Annotated in this window: 17 protein-coding genes, 1 tRNA gene, 1 other RNA gene and 1 pseudogene; 8 read left to right on the top strand and 12 right to left on the bottom strand. The window is 59.8% G+C overall.

The genetic code is table 11. The features are described 5' to 3' along the window. The first annotated feature begins 23 nt into the window (after positions 1-23). A complete protein-coding gene (locus J2Y83_RS00855) occupies positions 24-362 on the top strand; it encodes a tryptophan synthase subunit beta (protein ID WP_253392683.1) in 339 nt (112 codons plus the stop codon). A gap of 44 nt (positions 363-406) precedes the next feature. On the opposite strand, the gene lapD is transcribed toward J2Y83_RS00855, so the two are convergent. Then, a complete protein-coding gene (gene lapD, locus J2Y83_RS00860; protein ID WP_253392685.1) occupies positions 407-2,365 on the bottom strand; it encodes a cyclic di-GMP receptor LapD in 1,959 nt (652 codons plus the stop codon). 11 nt (positions 2,366-2,376) lie between these two features. Further along, positions 2,377-3,069: a cysteine protease LapG gene (gene lapG, locus J2Y83_RS00865; RefSeq protein WP_373423816.1), complete on the bottom strand. Its 693-nt coding sequence runs from the start codon at positions 3,067-3,069 to the stop codon at positions 2,377-2,379. A gap of 288 nt (positions 3,070-3,357) precedes the next feature. Between lapG and bcsQ the strand changes: the two genes are divergently transcribed. Beyond that, positions 3,358-4,317, top strand: a complete 960-nt coding sequence (bcsQ, locus tag J2Y83_RS00870; protein WP_253392687.1) for a cellulose biosynthesis protein BcsQ — start codon at positions 3,358-3,360, stop codon at positions 4,315-4,317. 241 nt (positions 4,318-4,558) lie between these two features. Here the strand turns inward: bcsQ and J2Y83_RS00875 are convergent, their stop codons facing one another. The 5 genes from J2Y83_RS00875 to J2Y83_RS00895 form a co-directional block, all read right to left on the bottom strand. Further along, on the bottom strand, positions 4,559-5,746 hold the full coding sequence (locus tag J2Y83_RS00875; protein ID WP_253392689.1) for a methyltransferase: 1,188 nt from the start codon (positions 5,744-5,746) through the stop codon (positions 4,559-4,561). Continuing rightward, positions 5,727-6,416, bottom strand: coding sequence for an ABC transporter permease (locus J2Y83_RS00880; RefSeq protein ID WP_046385364.1), 690 nt, complete (start codon positions 6,414-6,416; stop codon positions 5,727-5,729). The genes J2Y83_RS00875 and J2Y83_RS00880 overlap by 20 nt, the downstream gene beginning before the upstream one ends. Before the next feature lie 38 nt (positions 6,417-6,454). Beyond that, positions 6,455-7,150: an ABC transporter permease gene (locus J2Y83_RS00885; protein WP_104904104.1), complete on the bottom strand. Its 696-nt coding sequence runs from the start codon at positions 7,148-7,150 to the stop codon at positions 6,455-6,457. Positions 7,151-7,224: 74 nt separating this feature from the next. Further along, the gene (locus J2Y83_RS00890; protein ID WP_253392691.1) at positions 7,225-7,977 is read right to left on the bottom strand and encodes an ABC transporter substrate-binding protein; all 753 of its coding nucleotides are present in this window, start codon (positions 7,975-7,977) and stop codon (positions 7,225-7,227) included. A 13-nt stretch (positions 7,978-7,990) separates the two neighbouring features. After that, on the bottom strand, positions 7,991-8,764 hold the full coding sequence (locus J2Y83_RS00895) for an ABC transporter ATP-binding protein (RefSeq protein WP_247405983.1): 774 nt from the start codon (positions 8,762-8,764) through the stop codon (positions 7,991-7,993). 553 nt (positions 8,765-9,317) lie between these two features. Here J2Y83_RS00895 and gabP point away from each other — a divergent pair. Continuing rightward, positions 9,318-10,709, top strand: coding sequence for a GABA permease (gabP, locus tag J2Y83_RS00900; RefSeq protein ID WP_253392693.1), 1,392 nt, complete (start codon positions 9,318-9,320; stop codon positions 10,707-10,709). A 121-nt stretch (positions 10,710-10,830) separates the two neighbouring features. Here the strand turns inward: gabP and J2Y83_RS00905 are convergent. The 3 genes from J2Y83_RS00905 to J2Y83_RS00915 form a co-directional block, all read right to left on the bottom strand. After that, positions 10,831-12,206 (bottom strand): IS3 family transposase gene (locus J2Y83_RS00905; RefSeq protein WP_253392694.1). Its coding sequence is split into 2 segments (ribosomal slippage): positions 10,831-11,703 and positions 11,706-12,206, totalling 1,374 coding nucleotides; the frame shifts between segments, so codons are not numbered across the junction. Positions 12,207-12,457: 251 nt separating this feature from the next. Beyond that, positions 12,458-12,871 (bottom strand): hypothetical protein, encoded by a 414-nt coding sequence (locus J2Y83_RS00910; RefSeq protein ID WP_253392696.1) that lies wholly within the window; start codon positions 12,869-12,871, stop codon positions 12,458-12,460. A gap of 70 nt (positions 12,872-12,941) precedes the next feature. Continuing rightward, positions 12,942-13,889 (bottom strand): alpha/beta hydrolase family protein, encoded by a 948-nt coding sequence (locus J2Y83_RS00915; RefSeq protein ID WP_253392698.1) that lies wholly within the window; start codon positions 13,887-13,889, stop codon positions 12,942-12,944. A gap of 214 nt (positions 13,890-14,103) precedes the next feature. On the opposite strand from J2Y83_RS00915, the gene relB reads away from it, so the two are divergent. The 4 genes and pseudogenes from relB to J2Y83_RS00935 all read left to right on the top strand — a co-directional run bounded on the left by relB (position 14,104) and on the right by J2Y83_RS00935 (position 17,294). Then, positions 14,104-14,295 carry a type II toxin-antitoxin system RelB family antitoxin gene (gene relB, locus J2Y83_RS00920; protein ID WP_253392700.1) on the top strand — a complete coding sequence of 64 codons (192 nt, stop codon included), beginning with the start codon at positions 14,104-14,106 and terminating at the stop codon, positions 14,293-14,295. Then, a pseudogene (locus tag J2Y83_RS00925) lies at positions 14,285-14,592 on the top strand (type II toxin-antitoxin system RelE/ParE family toxin). The gene relB and the pseudogene J2Y83_RS00925 overlap by 11 nt, the downstream one beginning before the upstream one ends. Positions 14,593-14,633: 41 nt before the next feature. After that, positions 14,634-15,608 carry an arsenic resistance protein gene (locus tag J2Y83_RS00930; RefSeq protein WP_253392703.1) on the top strand — a complete coding sequence of 325 codons (975 nt, stop codon included), beginning with the start codon at positions 14,634-14,636 and terminating at the stop codon, positions 15,606-15,608. A gap of 78 nt (positions 15,609-15,686) precedes the next feature. Further along, positions 15,687-17,294 carry an ArnT family glycosyltransferase gene (locus J2Y83_RS00935; protein WP_253392705.1) on the top strand — a complete coding sequence of 536 codons (1,608 nt, stop codon included), beginning with the start codon at positions 15,687-15,689 and terminating at the stop codon, positions 17,292-17,294. 142 nt (positions 17,295-17,436) lie between these two features. Here the strand turns inward: J2Y83_RS00935 and J2Y83_RS00940 are convergent. Beyond that, a tRNA-Ser gene (locus J2Y83_RS00940) sits at positions 17,437-17,504 on the bottom strand. Positions 17,505-17,858: 354 nt separating this feature from the next. Between J2Y83_RS00940 and J2Y83_RS00945 the strand changes: the two genes are divergently transcribed. Continuing rightward, positions 17,859-18,416 (top strand): hypothetical protein, encoded by a 558-nt coding sequence (locus tag J2Y83_RS00945; RefSeq protein ID WP_223496715.1) that lies wholly within the window; start codon positions 17,859-17,861, stop codon positions 18,414-18,416. A 108-nt stretch (positions 18,417-18,524) separates the two neighbouring features. Here the strand turns inward: J2Y83_RS00945 and ffs are convergent. Then, an RNA gene (gene ffs / locus J2Y83_RS00950) (signal recognition particle sRNA small type) lies at positions 18,525-18,621 on the bottom strand. Positions 18,622-18,842: the final 221 nt, after the last annotated feature.

Here is an 18,842-nt window from a genome sequence, read left to right on the forward strand (position 1 = left end):
GATTTTTTATTGGGAGAACGCTGATGTTCTACGTGCAACGCGATCAATACGACGCTTTGGTCCGCGTCGAGGCGCAGGCTTTCGCCGAATCCACCGGGACTCTACCGGCGGATCATCAGGACATTCAGGCGTGGTTTGCCACGGATGTGATCGACAACAGCCTCAAGCAGCTCCAACAGAGCGACTCCGAGATGATTCGGGTGCTCGATGACTTGATTCAGGTGCTGACCGCCAAGGGCGTGATCCGCATCACGGACTTGCCGCCCGCCGCGCAGGTCAAGGTGATGGAGCGTACCCATGCACGGACGGCGCTGGGCGGGTTGAGTGAGCTGATCAATGACGATGAAAGCGGTTTGATCTGAGGCGAGCGCACCTCCTTAACGGCATGAGCGTCAAGGAGGCATGATTATTCGTCGCTCCACTTCCACGGTGAGGGCTCACCGACCAGTTGGCCTTGCACCCCTTCAATACCCATCTCGCGAATCACGCGTAACTCACCTTCGGTTTCCACGCGCTCGGCAATCAACGGCAAGTCAATGCTGTGGGCGGCACGCTGGATCGCCTCGATAAAAATGCGCTTGTGGCTTTCCTGATCAATGGCTCGGATATAGCTGCCGTCGATTTTGAGGTACGCCAGGCCCAGTTTTGCCAGGTTGCCAATCATGCTGAAACGCCCGCCGAAACGTTGCAGGCCAAGGCTGTATCCCAGGCTGCGCATGCGTCGGGTGAGACGCTCCAATTGGAGTTGCTCGGGCACTTGCTCTTCGCCGATCTCCAGCGTCAGGCGCGCGCCGAGTGCGGGATGTTGCGCCAATCGCTCGAACATCCGCTCCAGGGCTTGTGGGTCATTCAAGGTCGCTGCCGAGAGGTTCAATGCCACCGATTGGTTGTGCTCTGCCAGGTGTTTGATCACCAGGTCGAGCATCAGTTGGTCAAGCCGTGCCGTCCAGCCGAAGCGCTCCAGCCAGGGCAGGAAGTGCCCCGCCGCAATGGTCTGGTCCTGGTTGTCGAGCAGGCGCGAGAGCACCTTGTAGTGCAGCACCTGACGGGTATCGCGGCTACTGACCACCGGTTGGAAAAACAAGCGGAAGCGCCCCTGGTTCAGGGCATCGTCGAGCAGGGTGTGCCAGCTGTGCGGGTCGTCGCTGACGGTGCCTGGGGTCTGGTGCTCCAGGCATACCCAGGTTTGGCCGCCACCGGCTTCAGCCTGGGCCAGGGCCTGGTCGGCCAGCATCAGCAGGTCTGCCGAGGCATCACCGGGTTTGTAGGGTGCAAGCCCGATGTAGGCCACGATCGACATGTCGGTGGCGCCGGTTTCGTGCAGGCTCTGCAGGATGATTTCCAGCGCCTGGGCCAGTTGCACCGCTTCGTGACGCACCAGGCCGGGGGCAAGCACCGCGAACTCGCCGCCACGGCTGCGGGTGATCAGGTTATGGGTTTCCGGGTACTTGGCACAGGCACGCACCAGTTGCTGGCTGACGGCTTGCAGCAGTTGGTCGGTGCGTTGCCCGCCCAGGCGCTGGTTGAGACCGCCCAGGTCGTTGACCCGCAAGATCAGCAGGTAGCCTGAACTGGCTTCCTCCAGGTTGCTGACCCGCGAGTTGAGCTGCATTTCGAAATAACGCCGGTTCGCCAACCCGGTCAGGCTGTCCTGATAGGACTCCACGCGCAGCTTCTCGCTGCGTTCGGTCTGTTCATTGAACAACGCCTTGAGCTTCTCGACCATCTGGTTCATGGCCTGCACCACGCGCCGCAATTCGGGGGTGCGGGGCAGGTCGGGCAGGCTGATGAATTCGCGCCGCGCAATGGCGTGGGACTGCTCGACCATATAGTCCAGCGGCTTCAACTGACGGCGCAGCAACAGCGCGCCCAGCACCGCACTCGCGGCGCCGCAGAGCAGCAACCAGCCCAGGCTGCCCAGCGCGCTCTGCCAGAGCTTGGCCAGGGCAAACATCGGGTGGCTGACCACCTCAACCCGTGCCGCCTGCTGCCAGCCACGGCTGACGATGGCATCGCCGCCGGCCGGCGCGAGGCCGATCATCTTCACGAACCAGGCCGGTACGCTGCTGGCATCAGGCTCGGCGGCACGCTCCACCAGCACCTGGTTATTGCTCAGGTCCACCACGCGGATGCTCGCGTAGTAGCCACTGTCAAAGATCGAGCTGACCATCAGCTCGGTCATCGCCGGGTCATCGATGTTCGGCGTCAGCGACAGCGCCAGTGCGGTCGCCGCGTCCTGAGCGTGGGAACGCAACTGGTTGACGTACTGCGCGCGCGAGCTTTCCAGGCTGACGAAGAAGCTACCGCTGAAGGCGACCACTAGAAACACGCAGATAGCGATCAGCAATTGTTTGAACAGTGACATCGTAGCTCCTGTTAATTACCCGAATTGGCCGGAAACCCTTCGGCGGTCATTTTTTTCAAGACGTCCTGCCAGCGTGACAGGCGCTTGGTATCACCGACTTTCTTGTTGCCCGCCGCGCCGGTCAGCCACAGCCCCTCGCCGTTGAACGCGTAGACGGGCAGCAGGTCCGGACGCTGGCTGGCCGGCAGAATGGGGTCCATCAGGCTGTCCAGCACCAACGGCATGGCTTCCGGGCTTACATAGTAGGTCAGTACCATATGCGCACGATTCTGGCGCAAGGCTTTGACGTAGGTTATGCGCAGCTTCTCGGCCGGGACACCCAAGTGACGCAGGCTGAAGTATTTGGCGATGGCATAGTCTTCACAGTCACCGGCGCCTTTCCACAGGGATTGAATGGGCGTCGCCCAATAATCAATCTCGTGCCACAGGTCGATATCTTCCTCGTAGTGCAACTGGCGGTTAAAGAACACGTTGACCACGTTGAGTTGCTCGGTCTCGCTGACCTGTTTTTGCGTCGCCAGCAGTTGCTGCCAGGCATCGATGCGCTGGCGCCCTGCGCCCAGAGGCCCGTAAAGCGCCTCGGCGCGGCGGCTGATCTGGCTGAAGTCCCAATCGGCGAGCAGATTGCCCAGCAGGCCGCCACCCAGCAACAGCGTGATGGCCAGACCGTACAGGAACCGAGGGAAGTTAAAGCGTATCGCCACCGCGATTACCCGAGCTTGCAGCATTGAAGGTGCGGCAATGGTGCGGTGATACCGGGTAAAAAACAATGGCACGATGAAATCACTGTGCAGCAATTTAGCCTAATTGGCTGTCAGTAAATTGGCTATTTTCCGCTCGTCTGAAAGGAATGCACCAATACCATCAAAATAATGACACCTCATACCGCCTGCTACAGAATGTCGCAACGAAAGCGCCGACAAAAAGACCTGCGGTCAGCCTTATCTGCCGACCGTTCACGTCTTTGATTGCGCCGTGAAGGAGCTCTGGCCATGAGTCGTACCGATGATCTATTTGCCCTGTGCGGCAATAGCCGGACCCGCGACCCCAAGGGGCGAAACGCACGGCTGCATTTTTTCGGCACCCTTCCGTTCGATGATGGCACCCGCGTGAACCAGAAAGACGGCTCGCGCTTTTCCACCCATGCGCCAACGGCCTATGAGCAACCCCAGCCTTACGACTTGAGCGCACCGTGCCCTACAGTGGTGGCGCTGGTCTCGGTCAATGGCGGCGTCGGCCGCAGTACCTTGGTCACGGCGTTGAGCAGCGGCTTGCAGCGCCTGGGCGAGTCGGTGGTGGCGCTGGACCTCGACCCTCAAAACGCGTTGCGCCAGCATTTCGGCGTGGACCCTGAACTCCTTGGCGTCGGCCGTGCCAGCTTGCTCGACACGCGATGGGATACCCTCCTGCAAGCAGGGTTCGCCGGTTGCCAGGTGATTCCCTTTGGGAACACCGGCCTCCAGCAGAAGGACAACCTGCAGGGCTGGCTCACGCGGGAGCCGAAGTGGCTGGCACAGCGCCTGTCGACGTTGGGGTTAAGTGAACGACAGATCATGCTCATCGATACCCCGGCTGGCGATAACGTCTATCTGCATCAAGCGTTGAGCGTGGCTGATTGTGTGTTGGTCGTCGTCCAGCCGAATGCCGCCTGTCTCGGTACGCTGGACCAATTGGACGCCGTGCTGGCGGGTTACCTTGAGCGTGAGCGCCCGCCACAACGCCTCTACGTAATCAATCAATTGGATGAGCGCTCGGCGTTCAGCCTGGACATGGTTGACGCCTTCAAACTGCGCCTGGGCGACCGTCCGTTGGAAGTCGTGCATCGCGAACCGTCGATCAGCGAAGCGCTGGCCTTTGCTACGGACCCCTTGGATAACCTCGCGGCGAGCGTGGCCTGCGACGATATCAACGACCTGTGCCGGTTATTGATCGCCCGGAAAAAAGCCCGCTAAATCACGCTTTATGCGCTTAACGCCAAATGCTTATGCACAATCGGCAGGTTGGCAGCGCCCCGGAACCGGCCCTGGGTGGAGCCATTCTCAACACGGCGCAACTGCCTGTTTTGCGTGCGTTTTATTCTGTGAACAAAAAGTGACCAATGTGGCGTTTTGCCTGTAGCGCAGACGTTTAAATCCTCTGTAAAGATTTCATCAACAGAGTTATCCACAGGCCGAGTGCAGAAAAAATCGCCCCTTAATCGCGCTCAGCCAGCACCATAAGGTTGCGCGGGGTCAGCCTGGTTTCGCAGAAGCTGCCTACTTCAACCTTGTAGCCTTGTTCGCGCAGAAACAGTGCCCGATCCAGCACCAACCACAGCTCCAGCGGGCGCCGAAACAACCCTCGCAGCAATTCCAGGTTTCTGACCTCGGCCAAGCGCCGCCACCCGCGTGCCTCCAGCGCTGCCCAATCCTGCTCGCCTGTGGATAACCCTTTGAGGCTGGCCAACTCGCGGCAATAGTCGGCGAAGGGTTTATCCAGCCAACTGGCGGGCAGGGACGGCGTGGGCAAGTACGTGTCGCAATGGCGCAATTGGCGCTGCAGGTGATCGAAACCCAGGCGCCTGGCCATGGACGTATCCCGTTGCTGGCGTACCCGCTTGCCGGCAGTGACGGTTTCGCTGAGGGGCAGACCCAGGTCATCGACCGATAACTGCAACGCCGAAGCGCGGCCTGCGCCCGACAGCGGCTGGTAGCGGTCGGCATGGATGCGGTTGTAGCAGCACGGCGCCAGCGCCAGTTGCTTGCAGCCGGCAACGCTGGCCAGTTGCAGCAGGCGCACGTGCAGGTCACCGCAGGCGTGCAGGGCGACGGGGGTGTGTTCGGCGCTGAGCGTTACATCGGCCAGCACGTCTTGCAGGCGATGGGTGACCGGCAGTTGATGGTGGTCGCTCAAGGCCTGGCCGGAGCTGATCAGGGCCGGATCGTATTCCAGGCAGGTCAGTTGCTGCCCGGTATGCAGCAGGCGGCGGCCGAGGTGGCCTTTGCCGGCGCACCAGTCCAGCCAGTGCCTGGGTGTTTGCGCGAACCGCAGGGCGGCGCCGAATGCTTCGATCTGTTGCCACTTGCGGCCAGGCACATCGACGTTCAGGCGGTGGCGGGCGGGTGCCAGGGGCTGGGTCGGTAACTTATCCACAGCACTGAGACGCAGCGCTTGCGCGGCCAGTTGTGGAAAAGGCGCGGGGGCGGGCAGCTCGTGGGGCTGGTTGTGGCGGCTTTCCGCGTCGGCCAGCGAGCGCCGGCGCAGCCACTGGGCGAGCTCGGGGTGTTGGGATTCCCAGGGTAACTGGCGATGCGTGAAGGGCCGTGGTCGCCACAGCCCCTGGTGTTCGCTGAGGAACGCATCCAGCGCCTGGAAACGCGCTTCAACGTCCCTGGCAGGCATCGACTCGCAGCCAGCGTTCCAGCAGTTTGAAACCGCGCACCAGCACGTAGGCCATCAGCAGGTAGAACAGCCCGGCGGCGAAGAAGATCTCCACCGGCAGGTACGTGCGCGCAATGATGGTGCGCGCCATGCCGGTCAGTTCCAGCAGCGTCACCGTACTGGCCAGGGCGCTGGCCTTGAGCATCAGGATCACTTCGTTGCTGTACGCCGGCAGGCCGATGCGCGAGGCGCGCGGCAGGATGATGTAGAACAGCGTCTTCGGCTTGGACATGCCCAGGGCCCGTGCCGCTTCGATTTCACCCGGCGGGATGGCCTGGATCGCACCGCGCAGGATCTCGGCGATATAGGCGGCGGTGTGCAGGGTCATGGTGGCGGTGGCGCACCAGAACGGATCGCGCAGGTACGGCCACATGAAGCTGTTACGCACCGCATCGAACTGCGCCAGGCCGTAGTAGACCAGGAACAACTGCACCAGCAACGGCGTGCCGCGAAAGAAGAAAATGTAGCAATAGGGCAGGGTACGCACGTACCAGCGGCGCGAAGAGCGGGCGATGCCCAGCGGGATCGCCAGCAGCAGGCCGGCAATCACCGCGATAGCCACCAACTCAAGGGTGAGGGTCGCGCCCTGGGCCAGTTTTGGCAGCCATTTGATGATCACGGCCCAGTTCAGGCCCAGGTCGAAATGGGACAGCCAGCTATAGTCGCCGCTCATTGGGTGCTCCTTGCAAAGCCACGACTGGCGCGTTTTTCCAGGAAATGCATGCCGGTCATGGCGAGCACGGTGAGGCCCAGGTACATGAACGCCGCCACCATGAAGAAGGTGAACGGCTGCTTGGTCACGGTCACGCCGATCTGCGCATGGCGCATGATTTCTTCGAGACCGATCACCGATACCAGCGCGGTGTCTTTCATCAGGATCATGAACAGGTTGCCCAGGCCCGGCAGGGCGATGCGCCACATCTGCGGCATGATCAAGCGGGTGAAGATGCGAAACTTCGACAGGCCCAATGCCACACCGGCTTCGCGGTGGCCCTTGGGAATGGCGAGGATCGCGCCACGGAACACTTCCGTGGCGTAAGCGCCAAAGCACAGGCCCAGGGCGATGACCCCGGCGGCAAAGGCACTGAGAGACAGGTCGGGGTTACCGAAAAACTCCCCGAGGGCGCGCATCAGGTTGACCGTACCGAAGTAGATCAGCAGCACCCACAACAGTTCGGGAATACCGCGAACGAGGGTCGAGTAAGCCCCGCCCAGCCATTGCAACGGCTTGTACGGGGAAGTCTTGGCCAAAGCGCCGGCCAGGCCGAGTACCAGCCCCAGGCACAGGGCCGTGAGCGCCAGCTTGACGGTCATCAGCGCGCCGGCGGCGAGCGCCGGGCCGAATCCGTAGAGATCGAAATTCATGGTGTTTTCATATCGCGGCAGGCAAAGCTGAAAGCCGACGCGCCCCTGGGCGCGCGCCGGGCATACCGTTCAGATCATTCGATGCTGAAAGGGAAGTACTTGTCGTTGATCTTCTTGTAAGTGCCGTCGGCCTTGATCTCTGCCAGGGCTTTGTTCAGGCGTTCGCGTAGCGGGTCGCCTTTGCGCACGGCGATACCTATCTTGTCGCTCTCGACCACCGGGTCGCCCTTGAACTCGTAGGCGGAACCGTCTTTGCTCTTGAGCCATTCGTACTGCACGTACTTGTCGGCGAGGATGCCGTCCAGGCGACCGGAAGTCAGGTCGAGGTAGGCGTTTTCCTGGGTGTCGTAGAGCTTGGCGGTGGTGTCAGGCAGCTTGTCTTCCAGGTAGGTACCGGCCAACGTCGCGCGTTGTGCGCCGATAATCTTGCCCTTCAGGTAATCCGCGTCGGGCTTGAAGTCTGCTGTGGCTTTCGGCGCGATGAATTGCAGCTTGTTGGAGTAGTACGGGTCGGTGAAGTCGACGGCTTGCTTGCGTTCGTCGGTGATCGACAGCGAGGACACCAGGAAGTCGAACTTCTTGGCGTTCAGCGCCGGGATGATGCCGTCCCAGTCCGACACATACACTTCGCACTTCTCGACTTTCATCTTGGCGCACAGGGCGTCGCCGATGTCTTTGTCGAAGCCGACGACGTTGCCGCTGGCATCTTTATTGTTGAACGGCGGGTAGGCCGCTTCGATCCCCATTTTCAGGGTTTCTGCCATGGCCGAGGCGCTGAACGCCATCGAAACGGCCGCGGCCAGAAGGAATTTTTTATAGTTCTGCATGCATGTTGCTCCGTTAGCGGTTGCTGGACATGAATTGTTTGCAGCGCGCCGAAAGCGGGTTGTCAAACACCTGCTGTGGCGATCCTTGCTCTTCGACCAGGCCTTGGTGCAAGAACACCACTTCACTGGACACCTGGCGGGCGAAGCCCATTTCATGGGTGACCAGCAGCATGGTGCGGCCTTCTTCGGCCAGTGCGCGGATCACATTAAGTACTTCCTGAACCATTTCCGGGTCAAGGGCCGAGGTGGGTTCGTCGAACAGGATGACTTTCGGCTGCATCGCCAGGGTGCGCGCGATGGCCGCCCGTTGCTGCTGGCCGCCGGACAATTGCGCGGGGTAGGCGTGGCGCTTGTCGCTGATGCCGACCTTGGCCAGCAGGGCTTCGGCCACTTCGATGGCTTCGGCCTTGCTCTGGCCGAGCACACGGCGTGGGGCCTCGATGATGTTGTCGAGGATGCTCATGTGCGGCCACAGGTTAAAGTTTTGAAACACAAATCCGATTTCGCTGCGCAGGCGGTTGATCTGCTTGCCGTCGGCGGCCATCAGCTCGCCGTTCTTCGCCGCCTTGAGCTTGAGTTCTTCGCCGGCCACCAGGATCTGCCCCTGATGCGGGTTTTCCAGCAGGTTGATGCAACGCAGGAATGTGGACTTGCCGGAGCCGGAGGAACCCAGGATCGAGATCACATCGCCGTCGCGAGCGGTCAGCGAGATACCTTTGAGTACCTCCAGCTCACCATAGCGTTTATGCAAGTTGCGGATTTCAAGCGCGGGCGCGGCCAAAGCCATGTGCGGTCCTCATTGTGTTCGTTGCGTTCCTGCTGTTGGGTCGCCTTCCTGGCGAGGCGCCAAGCTAGCATAGCGTCTGGATGGCAGCCAACAGCGCGGCTGATGGTCAACAGGTGGTCTGCGGCAGGGTGTCGCATCGGCACAGCAGCGTGTCGCGCCAGCAACAACCGAACAGCCGTTCGAACCTGAAAATCCCGCAGGCTTCGCGTGAAAAAGGGCGCGATGGTGCCAGCTTTGGGCGGGTGTTGGAAGGGTTAACCGGGCAAACGGTATTCCTCGGCCCTCTTATGGGGCGTTACATACTTTTTGTGTGTATTTATGGTGCGCGCATTGGGGTGAAAGTGGGTCGCTCGGTAACGCTATAGCGGAATGCCATGATTCTCAATGACTTGCGAGGGCTGTTGGATCGTCCTACAGCCCGCGTCAATTGGGGTTTTGTAACATTTTGGCGCAAATATTGCGTAAAAAATAAAGAACGCCCTGTTTGTTTCTTTTCACGAGGAAGGCACACACCGGGCGGATCGTTTTCGCAATTCCTCGTATAGGTGTGTCAATGAGTAGTACGCAAAGCTCCAATGACCTCGAACAGGGGCTCAAACCGCGTCACGTCACCATGCTGTCGATTGCCGGCGTCATTGGTGCCGGTTTGTTTGTCGGCTCCGGCCACGCGATTGCCGCCGCCGGCCCTGCGGTACTGCTGGCCTATGCCGCTGCCGGCGCGCTGGTGGTACTGGTAATGCGCATGTTGGCCGAGATGGCCGTGGCGTCACCGGACACCGGTTCGTTCTCTACCTACGCTGATCGGGCGATCGGGCACTGGGCCGGTTTCACCATCGGCTGGCTGTACTGGTGGTTCTGGGTGTTGGTGATTCCATTGGAAGCCAACGCCGCCGCGACCATTCTTAATGCCTGGTTCCCCAACGTGGCCATCTGGGCGTTTACCCTGATCATCACTTTGCTGCTGACGGCGACCAACCTGTTCAGTGTGAAGCACTATGGTGAGTTCGAGTTCTGGTTTGCGCTGATCAAAGTCGTGGCGATCGTGGGCTTTGTGATCCTCGGCCTGCTGGCGATCTTCGGCTTCCTGCCGAACAGCCAGGTCAGCGGTGTTTCGCACCTGTTCGACACCCAGGGCTTCATGCCCAACGGCATGGGCGCGGTGCTGGCGGCGATCCTGACCACCATGTTCTCGTTCATGGGCACCGAGATTGTCACCATCGCGGCCGCTGAGTCGAAGGACCCGGGCCAGCAAATCACCAAGGCCACCAACTCGGTGATCTGGCGGATTGGTTTGTTCTACCTGCTGTCGATCTTCATCGTGGTGTCCCTGGTGCCTTGGAACGATCCGAACCTGGCTGCCGTAGGTTCCTACCAGACCGTGCTGGAAGGCATGGGCATCCCGAATGCCAAGCTGATCGTCGACCTGGTGGTCTTGGTTGCCGTGACCAGCTGCCTCAACTCGGCGCTGTACACCGCCTCGCGCATGCTGTTCTCCCTGGGCCGTCGTGGTGATGCACCTGCCGTGTCCAAGCGCACCAACAAAAGCGGCACGCCTTACTGGGCGGTGATGCTGTCCACGGGCGCTGCGTTCCTGGCGGTCTTCGCCAACTACGTGGCACCGGCGGCGGTGTTCGAATTCCTGCTCGCCAGTTCCGGCGCCATTGCGTTGCTGGTGTACCTGGTGATCGCGGTGTCGCAACTGCGCATGCGTCAGAAACGTATTGCGGCCGGCGAGACGCTCGTCTTCAAGATGTGGCTGTTCCCAGGCCTGACCTATGCGGTGATGGTGTTCATCGTTGGCACGCTGACCATCATGCTGTTCCAAGAAGCCCATCGGGTCGAGATCATCGCGACCGGGGTCCTGAGCTTGCTGGTGGTGGCGGCGGGGCTGCTCGTTTCGAGCCGTCGCAAGGCGCTGAGAGTAGGCGCTGCGGTGCTGAATTGATGTGATGGAGTGCGGTGCTTGATGGCGCCGCAGTTCGAATGTGGGAGGGGGCTTGCCCCCGATGGTGGTGTATCAGTCAATTAGATGTCTGAAGTGCGCCCCAAAAGTTGGACAGTGATTGTTAGGCTACAGCGGACCGGGCTCTGTACGCTACAGGGCTCAGTCCGCCAAGCTTCGTTTTGATTCGTTTATGGTTGTAGTAATGGATGTATTCAGCCAGTCCAGCCTGCAACTGAGCCACGCTGTCGAAGCTTTCCCTGTAGTAAAATTCTGACTTCAACGTACCAAAGAAGCTCTCCATTGTGGCGTTGTCATAGCAGTTTCCTCTGCGTGACATGCTCTGTTCCAACCCTGCTTTTTCTAGTTGATCCCGGTACTTTGGGTATCGATAGTGCCAACCCTGATCCGAGTGCAGCATGGGTTTGACGCCCTCAGGCAAGCGCTCAAGAGCTTGTTCCAGCATGTCGCCCACCAACGCATATTGGGGGCGCGTGGCGGTCTGATAAGCCACGATTTCTCCGTTGTACAAGTCTAAAACTGGAGACAGATACAGCTTTCCGCCAGCCACTTTGAACTCGGTGACATCCGTTACCCATTTCTGATTCGGTTGTTCAGCCTCGAACTGACGAGCCAGGGTATTGGGCGAGACTTTTCCCATCGGCCCTCGATACGATCTGTATTTCTTCGGTCGTACCGTACATTTCAGACTCAACTCCCCCATCAGTCGCCGCACCGTTTTACTGTTGATCAACTGTCCGTTGCTGCGCAGAGCTAAAGTCATACGACGATAGCCGAAGCGCCCCTTATGCTCGTCTTGAAGGCTCTGGATAGAGGCTTTCAGCGAAACGAACCGGTCTGATCCGTCCATCGCCTTGAGTTGGTAGTAGTACGTGCTGCGGGCGAGCCCAACCAGTTTGAGCAAAGGGTCCAAAGGGAAGCTTTGCCTCAACTCAGAGACTAATCGGGCTTTTTCTTCGCTTCTTTCTCGCGCCTCATTACCGCCTCGCCTAACTCCCCAAGCTTTTTTAGGTAGGCGTTCTCCATGCGCAAATACTGGAGTTCATCAAGTAAAGCCTTGTGAGCACGCTCTTGGTCGGTGAGTGGGGCAGCCGTTTTTCGAGGTTTAGCTGGTGGTTTGGACATAGCGATATTCAATCCTTTTTCCCCTGAGGCCAGGGCTCCAATACCGCCACTGTAATACTGCTGCTGCCATCTGCCCACTTGGGTAGAGTCACCCAGATTGAAGAGTGCCGCTGCGCGGCGAAAAGAGAGGGAGTCACGCCACATGCGTTGCAGAACGGAGAACTTGAACAAAGCACTATAACGTCCACCGGAACTACTCAGACTGGCCTCACCGTGCAGCCGGTAAGCTTCCACCCAGCGGCGAAGCAAAGTGGGGTCCATTTGAAATCGGGCTGCAATATGGCGAAAGCCTCGGCCTCGCTCTAGGAAGGCGGTAATGGCGGAAAGTTTGAACTGCGCGGTGTACTTGCTCATGAAAAAGCCCCAGGAGTTGGATGAGTGTCCAACTTTTGGGGCGCACTTCAGTCGGCTGTCACACCGTTATCGGGGGCAAGCCCCCTCCCACATTTTGTGTTGTGTCGGTCTTGGGAAGGCACCAGCGCCTGGAGCGCCGGCGCCTCCGGCTTGCTCGTGACGGCGCGCTGAATTGATGTGATGGAGTGCGGTGCTTGATGGCGCCGCAGTTCGAATGTGGGAGGGGGTAAGCCCCCCCCACTTTTTTTGCGTCAGTCTTGGGAAGTCACCAGCGCCTGGGATGCGGCGACGTAGTCCGCCTGGAACGCCGGCGACTCGATCCATGCCAGCGCGGCCGCCTCATCCTCGGTGTCGGTGGCCCACTGCCGATATTCGATCAGTGCCGCCAGGATAAAGTCGGTGGCGTTTTCTTCGCCTTCCTGCTCCAGCACCAATGCCAACAGTGGGTGCGCCAGGAACACCCCGCACAGCGCTTGTTGGCTGATTTCGCCGGCCGTGCGCATCTCGACAAACAACTCGGTCAAATCCACCGACTCAAGATCGATGCGGCTGTCATCGCCGGCAAATGCATCCGGCTTGGTTGCGACGGCGCGTTGGGTGCGGTTTTGCTTGGCCTTGGCCTTTGCCCGGTGGGCGCGTTTTTGCTGCTTGTCTGGCGAGGCCATGGGCTCACGTCCTTGGTTCAGGATCTGGATCGGGTATTGAAGCGCAGGTTGGGGAAAATCCCAAGGGGTTCTAAGCACGCGTCGCCATGCGTTGGCCCGGTGTGTGGGGTGTCAGCTCGCCATGTTTTAGCCATGCCAGTGCAATCGGCCACAAGCGATCCTCATACTCGCTGCGAAAGAATGCGAAATGCCCGACCTGCGTTTCTCCAATATCACTAGGAGCGATGCGCAGGTGAGTGCGTTCGCTGCGGTCGAAGTAGTTCAGCAACCGCTCGATGGCCGGCACGGTGCCGAAGGGATCGTCGGTGATGCTGATCGCCAGCACCTGCGCCGTTACCCGAGCAAAGGCCAGTTCGCCCAAGGCGCGCGCGCTGGGGCGTGTTTCATAGCGGGGTGTTGGCGTACTCCAGTCCCGCACCACGCCGGCCGGCGTATCCTCCAGCCAGCCCAGGCGCTTGCCCGGGAAGTAGCCAAACAGCGCCGTTACCAGCGGCATCAGCACATGCCACTTGCCAACCATGCGCCAGCGCCCGCTCGCCGCGTAATCGCGCCAATAGGCGAATTGCGCGCCCACCGTCACCAGGCGCCGAATCACCGCCCCAGACGCCCCCATCCCCGCCGCACAGCCGCCAAAGCTGTGCCCGACCACATCGATCGGCTGCCCCGGGAACTCGCGCTGCGCCCGCTGCAATATCGCCTCGAAATCCAGGCTGCCCCAATCCGACCATGAGGCCTTGAAGCCTCGCAGCGAGCCGCAGCGGGACTCGCCGATGCCGCGATAGTCGTAGGTGATGACGTCGAAGCCGTTGGCGAACAGGTAGTCGGCAAAGCGTGAGTAGTGGCGACAGCGCACGGAGGTGGCGGCGTTGATGATGACGACCGGGCGCGTAGGGTCGGTTCGGATGTGACGCCAGATGAAGCCGCCAAGCGGGTAGCCGTCTGCGGCGGGTTCCCTGAAGGGGGTGTTTTGGTTGGATCGAGTTGCATGCGTTAGCGAAGAGGTATCATTCAAATTCATCGTTTTTGGCCCGTGCCGATTTTTTTATTTTTGGTAACGGTTGGCCAGTTCGCCAGCACTTGTACTTCGTTCCGCTGACTCACTAATCTCTGGCGCTCGCAACGCCTACAACACCCGCGCACAGTAGCTTGTTCCGAAAAAACCACACATCTGAGAGAAACGACAGCCAACCATGGACAGATTAGACTGGCAGGCATCCATTACGGAGGTCTCTATGAGCATTCCACGTTCTCCCATCGTTTCAGAGTTTGAAACAGAAGAGCAGGCTGCGAGCTACGACCTTTGGTTTCGTGCCAAGGTGCAGGCTTCAATTGACGATCCTCGTCCTAGTATTCCGCATGATCAGGCGATGGCTGAAGTCGAGAAGGTGCTGGAAGAGAGGCGCAAGGCTCGTGCTGCTCGTTAAATGGCGACCTGAGGCAATTGTCGCCCTGATGAGATCATTGATTACATCGAGCAGTACAACCCTGTTGCCGCCGTCTCGCTGCACCAAACTATTGTGGCGGCCACCGAGGGGTTGTCCCTGATGCCATACGGATTCAAGCACGGTCGCTTGTCTGGTACTCGGGAAATGGTTGTTCATCCAAACTATCTGGTGGTCTATCGAGTGACGGAGCACGTTGAGATAGTGACGGTGTTACACACTCGCCAAGAATATCCCAGGGATGTGATCGGGCCACACCACTCGACCTCACGCCAGTAGATGCTTAGGCTTGCGTCTTTGCCATCGACGAGAGCGTCTTGATGACCCGCGACACCCTCGAACACCACCAGATCCCCATCTACTTCGTCGCCGTCCTCCTGGCCGCCGCTTTCGGTCTGCTCGCGCCGTCATTGGCGCATGGTCTCGGCTTGCTGGTCACGCCGGCCATCGCGGTGCTGATGTATGCGATGTTCCTGCAAATCCCGTTTCTGGCGCTGCGCCAAGGCGTGGGCAACCAGCGTTTCCTGGCGGCTTTGCTGCTGGCCAATTTCATCCTCGTGCCCTTGCTGGTGTGGCTACTGACGCGTGGCCTGGTGGAGCGCCCGGCCTTGCTGGTGGGCGCGTTGCTGGTGTTGCTGACGCCGTGCATCGACTACGTGGTGGTGTTTACCCATATCGGCAAGGGCGATTCGCGCTTGATGCTGGCCGCGACGCCGGTGCTGTTGTTGCTGCAGTTGGTGTTGTTGCCGGTGTACCTGGGTTTGATCCTGGGTGCGCAGTCCGCGGTGGTGGTGGAGGTGTGGCCGTTTGTCGAGGCGTTCCTGTTGTTGATCGTGGTGCCGATGGTGCTGGCGGTGAGCACCACGTCGCTGGCGCGGCGATCCCCGGTCGTCAACGCTTGGAACAGTGCCTGGGCCTGGTTGCCGGTGCCGGCGATGGCAGCGGTGCTGTTTGTGGTGGTCGGCTCGCAAATCACCTCGGTGGTGCGCGATATCGGCCTGCTGCTGCCGGTGATTCCGGTCTACGTCGGCTTCGTGCTGCTGGCGCCATTGATGGGGATGTTCGCCGCGCGGCTGTTCGCGCTGCCGGCGGTCACGGCGCGCGCGGTAACGTTCAGCGCGTCGACGCGTAACTCGCTGGTGGTGTTGCCCCTGGCGCTGGCGTTGCCCGAAGGCGTGCGCGGGTTGGCGGCGACGGCGGTGATCCTGCAAACCCTGGTCGAGTTGATTGGCGAGTTGATCTACGTTCGCCTGATCCCCGCGCTGGTGTGGCGCGCAGATCGGCCAGAAGCATGAATGTTCAGGTCTGTTCAGGCGCTATTTGGGATGCGTTCGGCACCATAAGCCGCCGCTCCCCACCTGACAGGACAACCGATGGATCACCGCAACCGTTTTCGCCTGGAGTCCCTGGGCATTTTTCTGATTGCTTTGTTGCTGTTCACCTTGGGGATCTGGGATCAGCAACCCCAAGGGTTTGACGGACGCTGGGCGCTGTTCCTGCAGGAAATGTTTCGTCATGGGGCGAGTCTTTTTCCGACCACCTACGGCCAGCCTTACGCGGACTATCCCGGTACCGCGACGTTCTTCAGTTTTGTATTCGCCCGGTGGTTCGGCGCGCCCAACCACCTGGCGAATATCCTGCCCACCGCGCTGGCCTCTGCCGGAGTGGTGGCGCTGATCTATCGCTTGCTGGCCCCGTCCAGTCGCGCCTGGGCGCTGCTGACGGTGTTGCTGACCTTGCTCACCACCCAGTTGCTCGAAAAGTCGCGCTCGGTGTGCCTGGATCAGATGGTGGCGCTGTTATGCGTCGGCAGTTTCTACCTGCTGCACAGTGGCGAACGCCTTGGCTCGCGCCTGCGGCGGCTGGCGGTGTTCCCGCTGTTCATCCTGGGCTTTGCGATTCGCGGGCCGTTGGGCTTGATCGAAGTCTGCGGTGTGGTCTGCGTGTATTGGGCGTTGGGCCGCCCGGGAGAGCGGGTCAAGCAAGTGCTGATCCACGGCGTGCTCGGGTTGCTGCTGTTGGCGTGTTGCTGGTGGCTGCTGATGCAGTTGGCACGGATCAGTGGGGGGCAGGCCTTTGCCGATGAAGTGTTCAAGATGCAAGTCGGTGGGCGCCTCGATGAAATCGGCGAACCGTTCTATTTCTACTTCCAGCTGAGTCTGTACCGTTACTTCCCCGTGGTGCCCCTGGCGTTGGCGAGCATGGTTGCGCTGCGGCATCGCTGGTCGGAACGCTGGGGCAACGACGACGTGCAGCTGGTCGCACGGCTCGGCGCCTGCGGCTTGATGATTCTGCTCGGGCTGTCGGTGCCGCACTTCAAGCGCGCTTATTACATCCTGCCCATGGTGCCGATGTTTGCCGCTGTTGCCGCCTATGGGCTGCTCCACGCGCAGAACTGGCTCGTCGGGGTGCGTCGCTGTTACACGTGGCTCGTCGCAGCGCTGCCGGCATTGTGCGTGGTTGTCGTCTTTGTGTGTCGGCACGGGTGGCAAAAGCACGGTTACTGGCCGGACGTTTCGTTACCGTTGCTGATCGGCGTGTGGGTGATCCTGCAGGTGGCGGCATTGATCGCCTGGCGTCGCGCGGGGCGCTTGGTGTGGCTCAGCGCGATCGCATTGGCGGCGCAGTGGTTGTTGCTGGTGACGGTGGTGGAGCCGGCCAAGGACCTGCAGTTCGACACCCGGAAATTTGTCAGTCAGGTGGAAGCGCTTCGCGCAGACGACCCGGGACCGTTGGTGTTTGTCGACCTTGCCCGAGACACCTGGGCGGTACGCTACATGATGAACCTGGATCACGACGAGCAGCCGCTGTTTATCGGGCGCAACCAACTGGATCAGTTGGACGCACTGCCGCGGCCGTCTTGGGTGATCGTGGCGCGCAAGGAAACCGAGCAGTTGAAGGGGACTCCAGTGGAGCATCTGGAACCGATGTTCAACGGACGACTGAACGACAATCCGTTGTTGGTGTTTTTGCTCAAGTAGACGGCGCGAGGCGGGTATTGCGTGCTGGGGCGGCGGGGAGCCGCCCCGGTTTGAATCGGTAAAACGAAGACAACAAAAAGCCCGCGCTAGGCGGGCTTTTTGTGTGCTTCAGATGATAGTTGCACCACCTGAAACTTAATAGTGGTGCCCAGAGACGGAATCGAACCGCCGATACACCATTTCATATCCGAACCGCTTGAAACCACGGGCTAAAGCTGCGCGATAGTGGCGTCATTGTACGACTTCTTTGTACGGATTGACCTGCCTATTTTTGGCTGGAAAATATGAGCTGGCTTGTATTAGTAATGAGTCGGCCTTCCAGCCCTCGTTGGGGGGGGGCATGGAATCGACGGCCTAAACTCAAGGATGACGTCACGTCGCTATACAGCACACTCCAAATCCTACCGGAGTCGGTTGTCTACATATCCATCCCGGTCACCGTATGGGCATTGTGCTTTGCGTACCGGCACTTCACCTTCGATCCCGATAAAGGAAGTATTCAGTGATGCGTTGGGCTACTGTTACTTGCGTAAAATACACTGACGCACATTTTCAAGGATTGAAATGAAAGCCACATTGCTTCTGTTATCCGCCTTAGTCCTGCTCTACGGCTGCGCCACGCCGCTCACCTCCGACATGTCTAGCCCCTCAATTGCCGACACCAAAACTGTGGTGTTCGGCGGCAAAACGTTCGTCCTGAAATTCCAAAAGCCGGGCTTGTGGGAGTATTTCCCAGCAGAGGAAAGCATCGATGCCTGGAATGAAATGGTGGACTTTACCGTCGTACCTCGCGAGATGAACCGCTTCAAACCCCTCGACCTCGCCAAACGCGCCATCCAGCTTCATCAGCAGGAAAATCCGAACATGCCGGCAGTCCTGCTGACCGACAATAGAACCGGGATCGATTACGCGATGATGTTTTATCCCAGTTCACTGCGTAAAGACGGGCAATTTTCGGAGATCAGCTATTTCAAGTATTACAAGGATGGCGCCACCGGCCAGACCATCATCTTTCACTTCGCCAGGAATATTCCAAAACCGAGCAACCCCTCTGACAGCGCAGCAGAGATAGGCCAGGAGATACCGCCGCTGATGGAAGTATTCCCGCTATACCGGCCGTAATACCGCTGAGCGGACAGCACGAATCTATTCGAAGGCGGTGATTGTCATCATAGCGTCTATAAGATTTGGATTTTGAAGGGGGTTGCAGGAAGAGCGATCTGGAGGTACTCCCACCAGCCACACCCCGGCACACAATGTTCCCGCTGTGGCTGCTGCCTTCCGGCTCTGACCAGGTTCACGGGTAATCGTTGCGGGGGGACCGATGGGGGTCACCATAACGACGCTCGCCTGGGGCTTCCAGAGGAGCATCGCACGATTCTTCACCATCACGCAGATGTGAATTTGTGGGCATTGTACCGCCAGTACAGCGGCCCTGAGCAAGTCATTTGTACCACCATTTCGCCCCTCTTTTGTACCACCACGACTAGCGAAGCGCACAACCTAGCCCCTGCCCTTAGGAATTGAGAATTTGAAAACTCACGAAAT

The sequence above is a fragment of the Pseudomonas marginalis genome, assembly GCF_024169655.1.
GTDB classification, from domain to species: domain Bacteria; phylum Pseudomonadota; class Gammaproteobacteria; order Pseudomonadales; family Pseudomonadaceae; genus Aquipseudomonas; species Aquipseudomonas paraveronii.

Bases quoted from the DNA above. Each gene is read 5' to 3' on its own strand.
- J2Y83_RS00855 (WP_253392683.1), top strand. From the start codon at position 24: ATGTTCTACGTGCAACGCGATCAATACGACGCTTTGGTCCGCGTCGAG.
- lapD (WP_253392685.1), bottom strand. From the start codon at position 2,365: ATGTCACTGTTCAAACAATTGCTGATCGCTATCTGCGTGTTTCTAGTG.
- bcsQ (WP_253392687.1), top strand. From the start codon at position 3,358: ATGAGTCGTACCGATGATCTATTTGCCCTGTGCGGCAATAGCCGGACC.
- J2Y83_RS00875 (WP_253392689.1), bottom strand. From the start codon at position 5,746: ATGCCTGCCAGGGACGTTGAAGCGCGTTTCCAGGCGCTGGATGCGTTC.
- J2Y83_RS00885 (WP_104904104.1), bottom strand. From the start codon at position 7,150: ATGAATTTCGATCTCTACGGATTCGGCCCGGCGCTCGCCGCCGGCGCG.
- J2Y83_RS00890 (WP_253392691.1), bottom strand. From the start codon at position 7,977: ATGCAGAACTATAAAAAATTCCTTCTGGCCGCGGCCGTTTCGATGGCG.
- J2Y83_RS00895 (WP_247405983.1), bottom strand. From the start codon at position 8,764: ATGGCTTTGGCCGCGCCCGCGCTTGAAATCCGCAACTTGCATAAACGC.
- gabP (WP_253392693.1), top strand. From the start codon at position 9,318: ATGAGTAGTACGCAAAGCTCCAATGACCTCGAACAGGGGCTCAAACCG.
- J2Y83_RS00910 (WP_253392696.1), bottom strand. From the start codon at position 12,871: ATGGCCTCGCCAGACAAGCAGCAAAAACGCGCCCACCGGGCAAAGGCC.
- J2Y83_RS00915 (WP_253392698.1), bottom strand. From the start codon at position 13,889: ATGAATTTGAATGATACCTCTTCGCTAACGCATGCAACTCGATCCAAC.
- relB (WP_253392700.1), top strand. From the start codon at position 14,104: ATGAGCATTCCACGTTCTCCCATCGTTTCAGAGTTTGAAACAGAAGAG.
- J2Y83_RS00930 (WP_253392703.1), top strand. From the start codon at position 14,634: ATGACCCGCGACACCCTCGAACACCACCAGATCCCCATCTACTTCGTC.
- J2Y83_RS00935 (WP_253392705.1), top strand. From the start codon at position 15,687: ATGGATCACCGCAACCGTTTTCGCCTGGAGTCCCTGGGCATTTTTCTG.
- J2Y83_RS00945 (WP_223496715.1), top strand. From the start codon at position 17,859: ATGAAAGCCACATTGCTTCTGTTATCCGCCTTAGTCCTGCTCTACGGC.